Genomic DNA, 14,782 nt, shown 5'->3' with positions numbered 1-14,782 from the left:
GACCTGCGGTGCTGGCGTCTGCTGGCCCCTTTTTGTATCGTGGAGGAACAAAGTGGCTCCGCCCGTGTTCCCTGACCGGCGGGCGGAGCTGCCTTGATTCTTTTCCCGCTTCTTCCGCATCCCCCTTCCCGCGACATCTCTGCACCTCTCTCTGTGCTCTGGAGTACGCCGATGACGGCTGAGACCGCCTCTGTTCTGACCGCCCGGGCTCTCCTCCTGGACATGGACGGGACGCTCGTCAACTCCGACGCCGTGGTCGAGCGCTGCTGGCGGCGCTGGTCCGAGCGGCACGGGCTCGACTTCGACGAGGTCATCAAGATCGTCCACGGTCGTCAGGGGTACGCCTCGATGGCGGTGCTGCTGCCCGAGCGGCCCATGGAGGAGAACTACGCGGAGAACCGCGAGATGCTGGCCGCCGAGACCGCCGACATGGAGGGCGTCGTTCCGGTGCCGGGCGCCGCTGCCTTCCTGGCCTCCCTGGAGGGGGTGCCGCACGCGCTCGTGACGTCCGCTGACGTGCACCTGTCCAACGGTCGGATGGCCGCGGCCGGGCTGCCGCTTCCGGCCGTGCGGGTCACCGCGGAGAGCGTGAGCGCGAGCAAGCCCGACCCCGAGGGGTTCCTCAAGGGCGCCGCCGAGCTGGGCTTCGACCCCGCTGACTGCGTCGTGTTCGAGGACTCCGGTGCGGGGATAGCCGCGGGGCTCGCGGCGGGCATGCGGGTCGTGGGGATCGGCCCCCGGGCCGGGGAGTTCGGGCCCACCGTGCATGTCGCCGATCTGACGGAGGTACGGGTGGAGCCGGTTGAGGGTGGGGGGCTTCGGCTCAGCTTCGGCTGATCTTTGGCAGATCCTTGGCTGACCGGGACTTGTGACCGGCCCCGGTGATGCGTTCCGGCGCCTTGCACCTTCGCGGTGCGGGGCGCCTTTTGGTTTCCGGTGGGGACGGGGGCTTGCGTTTCGCCCCGCGTCCCCCGCCGCCCTACGGCTCCCGCGTTTCCGCCTCCAGTGCCGCCCGCGTCTCCTCCCCGTAGACCCCCCTGCCGTCGCGGTGCGTCGCGCGGGCGTACTGGTAGCGGGCCACCGCGTCTTCCACCTGGCTGTCGTACGTGCCGTCGGACTCGTCCATGTACAGGTACAGCTGCTGCAGGCGTTCCTGGAGTTCCGCGACCTCAGGGCCCCTGTCGCCGCGGCGCAGGACGCGGTCGGCCTTGGGCTCCGCCGGCTCCACCGAGCCCGTCGCCCGTGCCGTCGAGCGGCTCGGCGGTCGGGTGGACCGCGGCTTCGGCGAAGCCGAGCGTGACGGGGTGAGGGACGGGCTCGCCTCGGGTGAGGCGGACGACGACGCCGACGGCGACGGGGACACGGAGGGCGCGGCGGACGTCGTCGAGGGCGGTGGTGCCTCCGAGGTGGATTCGGACGGGCCGGTCACCGCACGGGTCGGCACGTCCGGCAGCGCCTGCTCCCGCTGCGGCTTGTCGGGCGAGAGCAGCACCGCGGCAAGCACTGCGACGGCCACCACCGCCACCACAGCGCTCACCCCCGCGTACAGCCCGCACGGCCGCGAGGCGGTGCCGATCCGTCGTCGTACGGCAGAGGGGGCGGGGCAGGGTCCTCTCCCGGTGCGGAGAGGTTTCTGCCCCCGCTGACCGCACCTTCCGCACCGCCCGCACTATCCGAACCACCCGGCGCGAACAGCCCCACGTCCGCCGAGCGCGGCGGAGCCACAACCTCCGGCGGGAGAACGGGGGCGGGGGCGGGGGAGAGGGCCGCGTCCGGTTCGGGCGCCGACTCCTCCGCGCGGCCGGGCTCCGGCAACGTCACGTACGGACGGATCCGCAGCGGATCGAAGTCCTCCGCCGCGGCGGCGTCCGCGGACCTCGCGTCCCGCGCCGCGTCGGCGGCCCGTTCCGTACAGCCGCAGACAGGCGCGGTGCCCGGTGCGCGCGACGCACCGCATTCAGGACACCGCCGGTCGCCCGGCCCGCTGCCGAGCCCGTCGTCGTGCCCGCTGCCGTCGCCGTCCGGACGTTTTTCCGTGCTGCTCACTCTTCGTACCCCACCCCTAGAGAACTCCGCCGATTATGCAGACCCTGGCTTCAACAGGCCATAACGGGTCACACGGACCAGGATGGAGAGGGAGAGCCCTCGCAGGACACGCGGGAGTTTTCAGGAGGTGTCCATGACGCAGGACGTCAGCGCCCGCCCCGTGGGGCCGGAGCCAGATCCCGTCCCCGGGCCACCGGACGAGCACGCGCACGGCGGCGTACTGGTCTCCATCGGTGCGCTGCTGCTCGGCATGCTGCTCGCCGCCCTCGACCAGACCATCGTCTCGACCGCGCTGCCCACCATCGTCAGCGAGCTCGGCGGCATGGAGCACCTCTCGTGGGTCGTCACCGCGTATCTGCTCGCCGCGACGGCCGCGACGCCGCTCTGGGGCAAGCTCGGCGACCAGTACGGCCGCAAGAAGCTGTTCCAGCTGGCCATCGTGATCTTCCTGGTCAGCTCCGCGCTCTGCGGCATGGCGCAGAACATGCCGCAGCTCATCGGCTTCCGCGCGCTCCAGGGAATCGGCGGCGGCGGACTGATGGTCCTGTCGATGGCGATCGTCGGTGACATCGTCTCGCCGCGCGAACGAGGCAAGTACCAGGGCCTGTTCGGTGCCGTCTTCGGCGCGACGAGCGTCCTCGGGCCGCTGCTCGGCGGCCTCTTCACCGAGCATCTCAGCTGGCGCTGGGTCTTCTACATCAACCTGCCGATCGGTGTCGTCGCGCTCGTCGTCATCGCAGCGGCCCTGCACATCCCGGTGCGCTCGACGAAGCACGTCATCGACTACCTCGGCACCTTCCTGATCGCGGCCGTCGCCACCTGCCTCGTCCTCGTCGCCTCGCTCGGCGGCACCACCTGGGGCTGGGGCTCGCCGCAGATCATCGTCCTCGCCGTGCTCGGCGTCGTGCTCGCCGCCGCGTTCGTGGCCATCGAGCGCAGGGCGGCCGAACCGGTCATCCCGATGAAACTGTTCCGGGTCAGGACGTTCACGCTCTCCGCGATCATCAGTTTCGTGGTCGGCTTCGCGATGTTCGGCGCGATGACGTACCTGCCGACGTTCTTGCAGGTGGTCCAGGGTGTCTCGCCCACGATGTCGGGCGTGCACATGCTGCCGATGGTGATCGGCATGCTGATCTCGTCGACCGCGTCCGGCCAGATCGTCAGCCGTACGGGCCGCTGGAAGGTGTTCCCCGTCGCGGGCACCGGGATCACGGCGCTCGGACTGCTCCTCCTCCACCAGCTGAACGAGAACAGCGGCACGGGCGAGATGAGCGCCTACTTCTTCGTCTTCGGCTTCGGGCTCGGCCTGGTCATGCAGGTCCTGGTGCTGATCGTGCAGAACGCGGTCCCGTACGGGGATCTGGGCGTCGCCACGTCCGGCGCGACGTTCTTCCGTTCCATCGGAGCCTCGTTCGGCGTCGCGATCTTCGGCACGATCTTCGCCAACCGGCTCGTCACCAAGCTCAACGACGCCGTGGCGGGGCAGCAGTTGCCGCCCGGCGTCAGTGCGGACTCCCTCAAGGCGGACCCGCGCGGCATCGCCGAACTCCCGGCGGCGGTGCGGCCCGGCGTGGTCCACGCGTACGCCTCATCCATCACGGATGTCTTCCTGTACGCGGCGCCGGTGGCCCTGGTCGCCTTCGTCCTGGCCTGGTTCCTGCGCGAGGACAAACTGCGGGGCTCGGTCATGGCGCCGGACCAGACGCAGACGCTCGCCAGCAATCCCGTCGAGCGTTCGTCGTACGACGAGGTGGCGCGGGCGCTCTCCGTGCTCGGCACGCGGGAGGGCCGCCGCGAGATCTACGTACGCATCACCGAGCGCGCGGGCTACGACCTGCTGCCCGCCGCCAGCTGGCTCCTGCTGCGGATCAGCCGCCACGGGCACGTCGAACCGGCGAGGCTCGCCGACAGCACCACCGTGCCCCTGTCCGTGATCACGGCGGCGTCCCGCCAGGTCGAGGAGCGCAGGCTCGCCCGGCGCCAGGGCATGGGCCTGACGCTGACCGACGAGGGCCGGGCCGCGGTCGCCAAGCTCGCCAGGGCCCGCGAGGAGTCCCTGGCCGAGCTCCTTGGTGACTGGTGGGGGCCCGACCGGCCCACCGACCTGGTCAAGCTCGTCGAGGAACTCGGCGCCGAGATGTGCGGCTCCGACGCGGAACAGCCGCACAACGGCAGGCCGCCACAGCGCGGGGTGGCGGCCTGAGCGGCGCCGCCACCTCGCTCTCGCGCCTTTGTGGGGGTCAGGCCAGGCTGGTTCGCCAGTTCAGGTCAGTTTCTTCGCGTACCAGCACTCGGCGTACATCCGCTCGGTGAGCGGCTCGCTCTCCTCGTAGCCGTGCCGGGCATAGAGCGCTCTGGCCTCGACGAGGTCGAGGCGGGTGTCGAGGACGACGCGCTCGGCGCCCAGCGCGCGGGCGGCGTCCTCGGCGGCGGCGAGGAGGAGCGCGGCGCCGCCCTTGCCGCGCATGTCCTCGCGTACGAAGACGCGTTTGAGCTCGGCGGCAGGAGGACCGGGGAGGTCGTCCGCGAGCCGCACCCCGGCGGTACCCGCGGGCTCGCCCCCGTACCGGGCGACCAGGAGGACGCCGGTGGGCGGGCGCAGGTCGCCGCCCGTCTCCGCCGCGACCTCGCGCTCCAGCTCTCCGGGGTCGGTCCGGCGCCCCTCGTGGAGGAGGTAGTACCGGTCGCTCACCTCGGTGTAGTACGCGCGCCAGAGGGCGGCGGCGACGGGGGAGTCGACGGCTTCGGGGGTGACGGTCCAGGAGACGGTGTCCGAGGTGCCGTTCGCGATGCGGGTCGTGGTCATGGGGTCATTCTCGGGAAGCAACTGCCTTGCCCCGCAAGCGAATTAGTGGCGGCGCGGCCTTGCTGCCGGGGTGGTCAGTCCTTGCGCCCGGTGGCAGCGATGCTGACGCCGAGCCCGATCATGGTGAGCCCGCCGACGCCGCCGACGGTCGAGAGGCGCCGCGGCGAGTGCGCGAACCAGCCGCGGGCGGTGGCCGCGGCCAGTCCCCACACGCTGTCGCAGGCCACGGCGATGGCGTTGAAGACGAGGCCGAGCACCAGCATCTGCAGCATGACGTGCCCTTGCTCGCGGTCGACGAACTGCGGCAGCACGGCGGCGAAGAAGACGATGGTCTTGGGGTTGGCCACCCCGACGGCGAACCCTTCCCACAAGGTACGCAGACCACTGCGGGCCGGGGCATCACCGGTGAACGCGGCGTGCAGCGCGCCGCGTTGGCGCACTGCCTTGACCCCCAGATAGATCAGATAGGCGGCGCCCAGCAGCTTCAGCGCCGTGAACACGACGACCGAGCGCTCGACGACGGTGCCGACCCCAAGAGCCACGGCCACGACGAGCACATAGGCCCCGATCGTGTTCCCCACCACCGTGGTCAGCGCGGCCCGGCGCCCCTGCGCCAGCGCCCGCCCGATCACGAACAGGACGCTGGGCCCGGGAATCACGATGAGCAGAAACGACATGGCCGCGAAGGCGAGTATCCGATCGGAGGACATCATGGGCCCATGGCACCACAGGCCCGCCGAGCCCCGGTATCGCTTTTCCGCTCCGTCCCGCCGAGCGGCTGCCAGGCCCTAGCCCTTGGGGGCGGCCTGCTGCACGACCTCGAAGGACCACACGGCGGCACTGCTCGACGCGGGCTTGGGCCGGTCGCCGCCGCCCGCGGCGCCGCCCTGGTGCGCGGCCTTCATCGGGCCCTCCATCCACGCCTGGAAGGACTCCTCGTCACGCCAGCGCGTGTACACCAGGTAGTCATCAGTGCCCTCGATGGGGCGGAGAAGCTCGAACCACTCGAAGCCGTCCGAGTTCTCGACGGCGCCGGCACGGGACGCGAAGCGCTTCTCCAGGACTTCCCGCTGCTCGGCGGGAACGGTCAGCACGTTGATCTTGACGATACTCATGGGGCCATCCTGCCGCAGGCGCCATCAGTCGCGACGCCCGGCCGGGCATGTCGTCCCGGCCCCTGTCCGGGTGCGCCCTAACCCCTGTCCGGGCGCGCCCTAACCCCTGTCCGGGTGGCGGTCGCGCCAGGTTTGTGCTGCCTCGGGCGGCTTGTTCGGAGGGGGCGTCGGCGCCGCGGCCAGGTGGTTTGCATTCAGTCGTGCGGCCATTGTTCCAGGCGGCCGTGTGGTCACGTGAGGTGCGCCATAGGATGCGGCGGCGCGGGGGCGTGTGTGGCCGTCGCGCTTTCTGGACGCCGAGAGCTGGGGGAGCGTACGTGCTGGAGCTGACCATGGCCTCGTTGGCCGGGGCGGACGAGGGGGCGACCGCGGGCATGCTCATGGCTGACGCCCCGAGCGCGCCGGGTTCCGTGCTGCGGGTGGGGCGCGATCGTGGCGTGTGCCGTCTTGTGCCGCCGGATGACTGGCTGTTCGTCTCGCGTACGCACCTGGAGTTCCGCTGCGGGCCCGACGGCGCCTGGACCGTGACGTGGGTGCGCGGGTCGCATCCCGAGCCCGCCTCGGAGGTGCGGCTCAGTGTGGGCGGGGCGCCGGCGCCCCTTGAGTACGGGGGGACGGCTCCGCTGCCCAGGGGCGGGTCCGGTGATGTCGTCATCCAGGACCGGGCTGGGCCTCGCAGCGTGCATGTCGGGTTTTATTTGGAGGGTTGAGGCTGGTTGGCGGGTTCGTGGGCTGGTTGGTTGGTGGGTGGGGCTTCTGGGTGGCCTGGTGCGGCTCAGTCCAGTACTCGGGCCAGGGCCAGGCCGTCGTAGCCCTTCGTTCCCACCGTCTGCAAGGCCGTCCCAGTCAACTTCGGGTGGTCGGCGATGAGTTGCAGCGCCTCGCGTGTGCCCTGCACGCCGGGGTCGGCGCTGTCCGCGTCGACCACCGCGCCGCTCCGTACGACGTTGTCGACGATGATGAGGCTGCCGGGGCGGGTGAGCTTGAGCGACCACTCCACGTAGTGGGGGTTGTTGGCCTTGTCCGCGTCGATGAAGACCAGGTCGAAGGGGGGCGCCTCCTCGCTTACGAGCGCTGCCAGCGAGTCGAGTGCCGGGCCCACCCGGACCTCGGTGAGCTTGTCGAGGCCGGCTCGGGCGAGGTTGCCTCGGGCCACGTCGGCGTGGACCGGGGAGTACTCCAGGGTGATCAGGTGGCCGTCCGCGGGCAGGGCGTGGGCCAGCCAGATGGTGCTGTAGCCGCCGAGCGTGCCGATCTCGAGAATGCGGTGCGCGCCCTGGATCTGGGCGAGGAGCTGGAGCAGCTTGCCCTGGTTCGGCGCGACGCTGATCTGCGGCAGTCCGGCGGCGTCGCTGTCGTGCAGGGCCGCGGCCAGCGCCTCGTCGGCGGGGGCGAGCAGATCGGTGAAGTAGGTGTCCACCGCGGTCCATTGCTGCTGGGGCATGGGGTCCTTTCCGGAGCAATCGGCACTCGTTAGGTTCGCTAACGATGTTAGTGGGGGTGGGGTCGATTGTCAGTGGGGACTCGCATACTGGGGTCGATGGGTTGTGGTGGCGTTGCGAGGGTCGAGGGCCGAGGAATGGGGCCTTGGGCTGTGGGTTACGGGGGGTTGCGATGACGTACGGGGACGGGGTCGGGGCGGGAACTGGGGTGGGCGTCGGAGCTGGGCAGGGATTGCCCGCGGCTGCCATCCAGGGGCTCGCCGGTCGGTGGTTGCCGCTGATGGCTTCGCCGGGGTCGGGGAGCGGGGCGAGGCACAGTGAGGGGGCCGGTGCGGGGGACTTCGTGTGTTCGCCCGCGGGGTTGTGGCTCGCGCTGGCCGCCGCCGCCGTGGGCGCGCGGGAGGAAACCGCCGCGGAGCTGCGGGAGTTGCTCGGCGTCGCGGGCGAAGAGGCTGCCGTAGTGGTCACGGCTGCCGCGCGGGCGTTGGCCGGTACGGATGCGGTGGCCGTCGCCACGCGGGTGTGGAGCCGGGGTCCGGTGTACCGCGCCTATCGGGAGGCGTTGCCGGATGTGGGGTTCGGGCCGATGGATGCGGGCGGTGTTGACGCTTGGGTGCGGGAGGCCACCGGCGGGCTGATCGAGCGGCTGCCGGTGGTGATCACTCCGGATGTGCTGCTGCTTCTCGTCAACGTGCTTGCGCTGCGGGCGCGTTGGGAGATCCCCTTCGACGGGGCGGGTACGCGCGACCAGGACTTCACGGACTCCCTCGGCGTACGGCACCGGGTGCCCACGATGCATCGGCCCGTTCCGCTGAACTCCGCCTGGACTGTGGGCGGTGCGAGTGTCGTCGAGCTGAAGTGCCGGGCGGAGGGTGGGCGGGCGCCTGCCCGGGTGCGGTTCGTGCTCGGTGAGCCGGGAGCCGGGGCCGCCGAGGTGCTGCCGCTGGCGTGGGCGCCGGAGGGGCGGTGGACGGGGATCGACGCCGAGCAGATCAATATGGCGCTGCCGCGGATGTCCTTGCGGACGCGGGTCGATGCCACGGAGCAGTTGGCTGCGCTTGGGGTGCGGTGGGCGATGGGTGAGGGGGCCGACTTCTCCGGGATGTCGCCGGAGAGGCTCGCGATATCGCAGGTGGTGCAGGAGGCTGTGGTGCGGGTTGCGGAGGAGGGGGTGGAGGCGGCGGCGGTTACGGCTGTGCCGGTGGCTGCCGGCGGGGCTTATGTCCCTCGACGGATCGAGTGGATCGCCTTTAACCGGCCGTTTGGGGTTGTGGTGCTGGATGGGGTGGGGGAGGTGCCGTTGTTTGTGGGGTGGCAGGCGGGTGTGCCGGGGTAGGCGGGTGTGCCGGGGGTAGGCGGTGGGGTCCTGGGCGGGGCGGTCCCTGCGGGGCTTTTCCCCAACCCCGCCCCTTCCCGAAAACCCGCTCTGGCGCGGGGGCCTTTGCTGGCCGCGTGGCCTTGCGTGCCGTCGGTCACCGGCTCCGCCGAGTTCGTCCTCAAACGCCGGACGGGCTGGGAGGGGCGGGCCTCAAGCGCCGGACGGGCTGGGAGGGGCGGGCCTCAAACGCCGGACGGGCTGGGAGGTCCGGCTTTCGCCCCGGACGACGAATCCGCCGAGCCCCCCTCCACCGCCGGGCGTGACCCCGGCAGCGGGCGGCCCGCGCTTTCCGTCGTGAACCAGACCGCGATGCCGCCCACCACGGCCGCCGCCATCATGTAGTACGCGGGCATCATCATGTTCCCCGTGGCTCCGATCAGTGCCGTCACCACCAGCGGGGTCGTGCCTCCGAAGATCGAGACGGAGATGTTGAAGCCGATGGAGAGCGAGCCGTAGCGGACCTTGGTCGGGAAGAGGGCGGGGAGCGTTGACGGCATTGACGCCGTGAAACAGACCAGGAGCAGGCCGAGTGCCGCCATGCCGAGGCCGATCGCCCACAGCGAGCCCTGGCGGATCAGGAGCAGGGCGGGAACGGACAGGAGCAGGAAGCCCACGCAGCCTGCCGCGATCACCGGGCGGCGGCCCACCCGGTCGGTCAGCGCGCCCGCGAACGGCTGGACGCACATCATCAGCGCCATCACCGCGAGCACGACAAGGAGCCCGTGCGTCTCGTCGTACTTCAGCTCGCTCGTCAGATAGCTCGGCATGTACGAGAGCAGCATGTAGTCCGTGACGTTGAAGACCAGGACCAGGCCCATGCACAGGAGCAGCGCCTTCCACTGGCCCGTGACCATGTCGCGCAGGCGCACCTTCGGGCGGGACTGCTCGTCCTTGTGCGCCTTGGTGAGTTCCGCGGCGAACGCCGGGGTCTCCTCCAGCTTCATCCGCAGGTACAGGCCGATCAGACCCATCGGGCCCGCGATCAGGAACGGGATGCGCCAGCCCCAGGAGAGGAGGTCCTCCGTGGAGAGGAGGGCCGTCATCAGCGTCACCAGGCCCGCGCCGCCGATGTAGCCCGCGAGGGTGCCGAACTCCAGCCAGCTGCCGAGGAAGCCCCGCTTCTTGTCGGGGGCGTACTCGGCGATGAAGGTGGACGCACCCGCGTACTCGCCGCCCGTCGAGAAGCCCTGCACCAGGCGGGCAAGCAGCAGAAGGATCGGGGCGCCCACGCCGATCGTCGCGTACGACGGGATCAGGCCGATCGCGAACGTGCCCGCCGCCATCATGATCATGGTGAGGGCGAGGATCTTCTGGCGGCCGATGCGGTCACCGAGCGGGCCGAAGACCATGCCGCCCAGCGGGCGGATCAGGAACGCCGCGGCGAAGGCGCCGAAGGTGGAGAGCAGTTGGGCCGTGGGGTTGCCCGAGGGGAAGAAGACCTTGCCGAGCGTCACGGCGATGTAGCTGTAGACGCCGAAGTCGAACCACTCCATCGCGTTGCCGAGCGCCGCCGCCTTCACTGCCCGCTTGACCAGCGCCGGGTCGACGACCGTGACATCCGGCCGGGCGTCCGACGGGGAGGGCGCGGACGGAGGGGCCTGCGTCCGAGAGGTCCCAGAGGTCTGAGAGGTCTGCGGGGATACGGGTGCGACGGGTCCGGCTGCCGGCAAGGGTTCGCTCGCCTGCCTCTCGGTTGACGACAAGGACAGAGCCGCCCGGTGAAGGGGCGGCCCGCAGGCGACCATAGGTGTAGACGGCACCATTACGTTCGGTGCCCGGTCAACCGCGCACTGTCCGGAATGTGCCGCTATCCAGGGCGAATGGTTCCGCTTTCGGCGGTGGCGAGAAACCGTTCTTGTGATCTATGTCGCGTCTCGTGCAAGGAACCGCCCGCCGAGGGCCGCAGCGTCGTTCCATGGGCATGGATATGGATATGGGGTGGACGGCCTGTAAAGGTCCGGTCGCCAACCGGACAAAAGGGCTGGTTAGGAAGTCTGCGCAAAAGCCGGTAGAAAGCGGTGTGGCTGCCAGGTGAAATGGGGGTGTCTCGCGTCTCACCAGAGGGCGCGAGCCCATCGGGTCCGACCGCACATCTCGGGGCCGACGGAGAACTCTCGGGACCAGCCGGACGTTGGGACCGAGCAGAGACGACGAGCGGGCGGGAGGGCCGACGGGGCGTGGCGAATGTCGAGCACGGAGGACCGGGAAATGCCTTTGGGACGGGGGGACCCGGTGCGCCGACGACGCGGATCGGGGCGGTCCGTGTCGCCCTCTGGCTGATCGCTGCAGTACTCGCGGTACGACAGGCGGCCGTCGTCCTGCGTACGCCGAAAGGCGAGCGGTTCATCGATCTGGAGACCTGGATCGGCCCGGACGGCGTCCTGCATGTGAACGGCTCCTTCTACGACGCGGACAAGTTCACCGGCACCCCCTTCGCGGGACTCGTGCTCAAACCGTTCTCCCGCGCGGCCGAGCAGGCGCTCGGCTGGGGCTGGACGTTCGGCACGCTGATCCTGGTCGTGATCCTCGGCCTGGTCGCCGCCCGCGCCCTGCCGCAGCCCGTGTCCCGACGCACCTCGCTGCTCGCCGCGCCCGTCGCGATCTGTCTCCTGATGCTGTCGCTCCCGGTGCGCAACACCCTGTATCTGGGCCAGACCAGCATCTTCCCCGTGCTCCTCGTCCTGCTCGGGTGCTTCGCGGTCCGCGGGGAACGCGCCGGCGGCGTCCTCATCGGCATCGGGGCCGCGCTCCAGCCCACGCTGCTGCTCTTCGCCGCCCTCTTCTGGTTCACCGGGCGCAGGCGGGCCACCGCGTCCACCGGCGCCACCTTCCTCGCCATCACCGCGCTCGCCTGGGCCGCGATGCCGCACGACTCGTGGACGTACTGGATACACCACCTCGCGGGAGCGGGTCTCGGCGCGAGCCCGGCCGGACTCGCCAACCAGTCGCTGCACGGCGCCCTGCTCCGGTTCGGCCTCGAAGGGCCGCTGGAGATCGGGCTCTACGTGGTCCTGGGCGCGGCCGTCGTCTGGTTCGGCGTGCGCCGGGCCGTGCGCTACGCCAAGGACGGGCAGCTGCTGCTCGCCGTCGCGATCACCGGCTGCGTCGCCGTCGCCGTGTCCCCGACGACCTGGCAGCACCAGCTCCTGTGGGTGCTGCTCGCGGTGGCGGGTCGGGCCGGCAAGAAGCAGTCCGACCGGTACATGTGGCCCGTCGCCGTCGTCCTCGTCTCGACGCTGCCGGCGAAGATGATGCTGCCGAACATGCCGGTCGTGGAGCCCATCCGCGACAACGTCGTCCTGATCGCCGCGCTCGCCGCCGCCACGGTGGTGCCGTTCCTGTCCCGCACGGACCCGCGGTATCAGGTGCCCATCCCCACCGACTACGCCAGGCCCGCGCCCGCGCGCTGGAGCTGGGTGCCGCTGCTCCCGTTCTGGCGGCGGGTCACCACCCGGCCGAACCTCCTGCTCGAACTGCTCCTGATCCGCGTCGGCTACTCCGCCTACCAGCAGGCACGGCTCGCCGCGACGGGCGGCACCAACTCGGGCGGACGGGCCACCGCCGAACACCACGGCGAGCAGATCCACGCGATCGAGCAGTTCCTGCGCATCGACATCGAGCACTGGGTCAACCACGCGGTGGTGAAGGTCAGTTGGCTCGAGGAGTTCTTCAACTTCTACTACACCTCGTTCCACTTCGTGGTGCCGCTGACCGTCCTCGGCGTGCTCTACGTCCGGCGTCCCGCCGACTACCGCTGGGCACGCACCGCGCTCGGCTTCGCGACCGTCCTCGCGCTCGTCGGGTTCTGGCTCTACCCGCTGGCCCCGCCGCGCCTGATGCCCGAGCTCGGTTTCATCGACACCGTCCACGGCGTGCAGGACTTCACCCAGCCCGACTACGGCACGCTGACGGCGCTCACCAACCAGTACGCGGCGATGCCCTCGCTGCACTTCGGCTGGTCGCTGTGGTGTGGCGTGGTGATCGTGATCCTCGCGCCGAAGTGGTGGATGAAGGCGCTCGGCCTGCTGCATCCGCTGTGCACGGTCGCCGCGATCGTCGCCACCGGCAATCACTGGGTCCTGGACGCGGTGGGCGGCGCGGCCGTCGTCGGCGCGGGCTTCGGCATCGGCTACCTCTTGGCCGGACCCCGGGTGGGCAGGAACTTGCAGGTGGCGACGGGGGCGGAGCCGGTCACGGGCGCGAAACCGGACACGGGTGCGGAGCCGGTCACGAGTGCGGAGCCGGTCATCGACATGACGAAGGACTCGGCGAAGGACCGTACCCCGAGCTGATCTTGTACGTGCCCGGTGCCGACACCGTGAGCCGGGTGAAGTCGCCCTGCCGTTGCAAGCAGGCTCCCTCCGCCCGGAGCCACCGCGAGTACACCAGGCGCAGCGTCACCGGCTCACGCGTGGGGACGCGCACCACCATGGCCGATCCGGTGGACTTCACGACGGTCGCCGGTTTCGACACCATCGGCACCGCGTCCTTCACCCGGAACACCCGCCAGTGCGCGTCCCGCCACACCGGTTCCAGCCACTTGGGGCCACTGGCGACCAGGGCCGCCTCGTCCTCGGCGAACCCGTCCGGCTTGCCCGACGGCAACACCACATAGCCGACCGCCCACTTGTCCAGCCACGCCCGGTAGGTGCCGGCCGAGAACGACCCGTCGTAGAAGAGGCGCCCGCGCTCGATGTCGAGCTGCCGGTTCCAGCCGCGCGCCATGTTCACGTACGGCGCCAGCGCCGTGGCCTCGCGGTGATTGCGGGCCGGGACCACCTCCACGCGGCCCCGGTCGGCGCCGAGCCGCTCCAGCTCCCGCACCACGCCCTCGGTGTCGGCGGCCCACTTCGGCACGGCCGTCGACACCGTCAGATCGTCCGCGGTCTTCTGCCCGACCCAGGCCGAGGAGAGGACGAGCGCGACCGTGAGCACGATGCGGCGCGCGCGGGTCAGGGCGGGCATCAGGAGCGCGCCGAGCAGTACGGCGGGCGCCAGCAGCTCGGCCAGACGTTCCACGTTCGTGCCGATCGGGGACGGGATGAGGTAGGTCAGGACCGTCCCGGCCGCGTACACCGCGGCCCCCCACCGCAGCACGCGCCACTCGCGCGGAGCCGCCACGATGAGTGCGAGGCTGAAGAGCACGGGCGGGAAGATCCGGTCGAACGGCATCAAGTGCTCGCCGGAGAAGGGGAAGAGCGCGGTGGTCACCCCCACGACCAGCACCGGCGGCACCATCAGCGCCGCGGCCCGCCCCCAGTCACGTACGAGGAAGTAGGCGGCGCCCGCCACCACGAGGAAGAGTCCCGCCACCGGGCTGGACATGGTGGCGAGCGCCGCGCACACCACGGCCGGCACCACGCGCCGCTCGCGCACGAGCACCAGGCATGCCGCGAACCCGAAGGCGATGCCGAGCGCGAACGTCGTGCGCCCGGACGCGACGTTGCACCACACCGCGAGCGAGGCGAGCACCGCGGGCCACAGCGGGCGCCGTATCCCGGTGCGTTCCACGAGCGCGGCGACCAGCCAGGCGCCGGCGACACCCGACGCCACCGTCACGGTCTTCACGCCCACGGCGGCCATCAAGTAGGGCGAGATCAGGCTGTAGTTGGCGGTGTGCATGCCGCCGTACCAGAACAGGCCGTACGCGGCGGCCCCGTGCTCCGACGCGAACCGCGCCCAGGCGTACTGCGCCGCCAGGTCGCCGCCGCCGGTGGCGAGGAACGCCGCCCACACCGCGTACAGCGGCAGTGTGGGCAGCGTGGCGACGAGCGGGATCCGGTGGCGTCGGCAGAAGGCGCGGAGGGAGGTCTTCCGCTCATTGGGTGTGCTGCCCGACGGCGCGACGGAGAGACCTGCGGAGACCACGGCGACCGTTTCCGTTCGAAGTCTTGGAGAGGCAAGGTTCACTTCTCAAGACGCGGCACGCAATGGAAACGTTGGCTTCGGCGGAAAAGATCCGGGGGAGGCCCGGGTAGGTCCGAGGAGGCAGGGG

At 70.9% G+C, this 14,782-nt stretch carries 13 protein-coding genes; 5 read left to right on the top strand and 8 right to left on the bottom strand.

The genetic code is table 11. The features are described 5' to 3' along the window. The first annotated feature begins 171 nt into the window (after positions 1–171). Positions 172–837 carry an HAD-IA family hydrolase gene (locus ACZ5U5_RS07960; RefSeq protein WP_469017853.1) on the top strand — a complete coding sequence of 222 codons (666 nt, stop codon included), beginning with the start codon at positions 172–174 and terminating at the stop codon, positions 835–837. Positions 838–979: 142 nt separating this feature from the next. On the opposite strand, the gene ACZ5U5_RS07955 is transcribed toward ACZ5U5_RS07960, so the two are convergent. Together ACZ5U5_RS07955 and ACZ5U5_RS07950 are read right to left on the bottom strand one after the other, a co-directional pair. After that, positions 980–1,516, bottom strand: coding sequence for a peptidoglycan-binding domain-containing protein (locus ACZ5U5_RS07955; protein ID WP_469017850.1), 537 nt, complete (start codon positions 1,514–1,516; stop codon positions 980–982). Positions 1,517–1,533: 17 nt separating this feature from the next. Further along, on the bottom strand, positions 1,534–2,046 hold the full coding sequence (locus ACZ5U5_RS07950; protein ID WP_469017848.1) for a hypothetical protein: 513 nt from the start codon (positions 2,044–2,046) through the stop codon (positions 1,534–1,536). 133 nt (positions 2,047–2,179) lie between these two features. Between ACZ5U5_RS07950 and ACZ5U5_RS07945 the strand changes: the two genes are divergently transcribed. Continuing rightward, positions 2,180–4,249 carry a DHA2 family efflux MFS transporter permease subunit gene (locus tag ACZ5U5_RS07945; RefSeq protein ID WP_469017845.1) on the top strand — a complete coding sequence of 690 codons (2,070 nt, stop codon included), beginning with the start codon at positions 2,180–2,182 and terminating at the stop codon, positions 4,247–4,249. 60 nt (positions 4,250–4,309) lie between these two features. Here ACZ5U5_RS07945 and ACZ5U5_RS07940 read toward each other — a convergent pair whose 3' ends face one another. From ACZ5U5_RS07940 to ACZ5U5_RS07930, 3 genes are all read right to left on the bottom strand, one after another. Further along, complete coding sequence (locus tag ACZ5U5_RS07940) at positions 4,310–4,852, bottom strand: GNAT family N-acetyltransferase (protein WP_469017843.1); 543 nt, start codon at positions 4,850–4,852, stop codon at positions 4,310–4,312. A 74-nt stretch (positions 4,853–4,926) separates the two neighbouring features. Further along, positions 4,927–5,565 carry a LysE family translocator gene (locus ACZ5U5_RS07935; protein WP_469017841.1) on the bottom strand — a complete coding sequence of 213 codons (639 nt, stop codon included), beginning with the start codon at positions 5,563–5,565 and terminating at the stop codon, positions 4,927–4,929. Between the two features lie 75 nt (positions 5,566–5,640). After that, positions 5,641–5,967 carry an antibiotic biosynthesis monooxygenase family protein gene (locus ACZ5U5_RS07930; RefSeq protein WP_469017838.1) on the bottom strand — a complete coding sequence of 109 codons (327 nt, stop codon included), beginning with the start codon at positions 5,965–5,967 and terminating at the stop codon, positions 5,641–5,643. Between the two features lie 317 nt (positions 5,968–6,284). On the opposite strand from ACZ5U5_RS07930, the gene ACZ5U5_RS07925 reads away from it, so the two are divergent. Continuing rightward, the gene (locus ACZ5U5_RS07925) at positions 6,285–6,677 is read left to right on the top strand and encodes an FHA domain-containing protein (protein ID WP_469017836.1); all 393 of its coding nucleotides are present in this window, start codon (positions 6,285–6,287) and stop codon (positions 6,675–6,677) included. Between the two features lie 65 nt (positions 6,678–6,742). Here ACZ5U5_RS07925 and ACZ5U5_RS07920 read toward each other — a convergent pair whose 3' ends face one another. After that, positions 6,743–7,411: an O-methyltransferase gene (locus ACZ5U5_RS07920; protein ID WP_469017833.1), complete on the bottom strand. Its 669-nt coding sequence runs from the start codon at positions 7,409–7,411 to the stop codon at positions 6,743–6,745. Between the two features lie 170 nt (positions 7,412–7,581). Here ACZ5U5_RS07920 and ACZ5U5_RS07915 point away from each other — a divergent pair, with 170 nt between their 5' ends. Next, positions 7,582–8,745, top strand: coding sequence for a serpin family protein (locus tag ACZ5U5_RS07915; RefSeq protein WP_469017831.1), 1,164 nt, complete (start codon positions 7,582–7,584; stop codon positions 8,743–8,745). A 224-nt stretch (positions 8,746–8,969) separates the two neighbouring features. Here the strand turns inward: ACZ5U5_RS07915 and proP are convergent, their stop codons facing one another. Then, a complete protein-coding gene (gene proP / locus ACZ5U5_RS07910; RefSeq protein ID WP_469017828.1) occupies positions 8,970–10,457 on the bottom strand; it encodes a glycine betaine/L-proline transporter ProP in 1,488 nt (495 codons plus the stop codon). Positions 10,458–10,964: 507 nt separating this feature from the next. On the opposite strand from proP, the gene ACZ5U5_RS07905 reads away from it, so the two are divergent. Next, complete coding sequence (locus tag ACZ5U5_RS07905; protein WP_469017825.1) at positions 10,965–13,079, top strand: bifunctional glycosyltransferase 87/phosphatase PAP2 family protein; 2,115 nt, start codon at positions 10,965–10,967, stop codon at positions 13,077–13,079. Here ACZ5U5_RS07905 and ACZ5U5_RS07900 read toward each other — a convergent pair. Continuing rightward, the gene (locus tag ACZ5U5_RS07900; protein WP_469017822.1) at positions 13,033–14,655 is read right to left on the bottom strand and encodes a hypothetical protein; all 1,623 of its coding nucleotides are present in this window, start codon (positions 14,653–14,655) and stop codon (positions 13,033–13,035) included. The two genes, ACZ5U5_RS07905 and ACZ5U5_RS07900, sit on opposite strands and share 47 nt — an antisense overlap. Positions 14,656–14,782: the final 127 nt, after the last annotated feature.

The organism is Streptomyces sp. NPDC033177 (genome assembly GCF_055577715.1).
The sequence above is the reverse complement of the archived record's forward strand: the minus strand, read 5'-3'. Positions and strand labels throughout refer to the sequence as shown.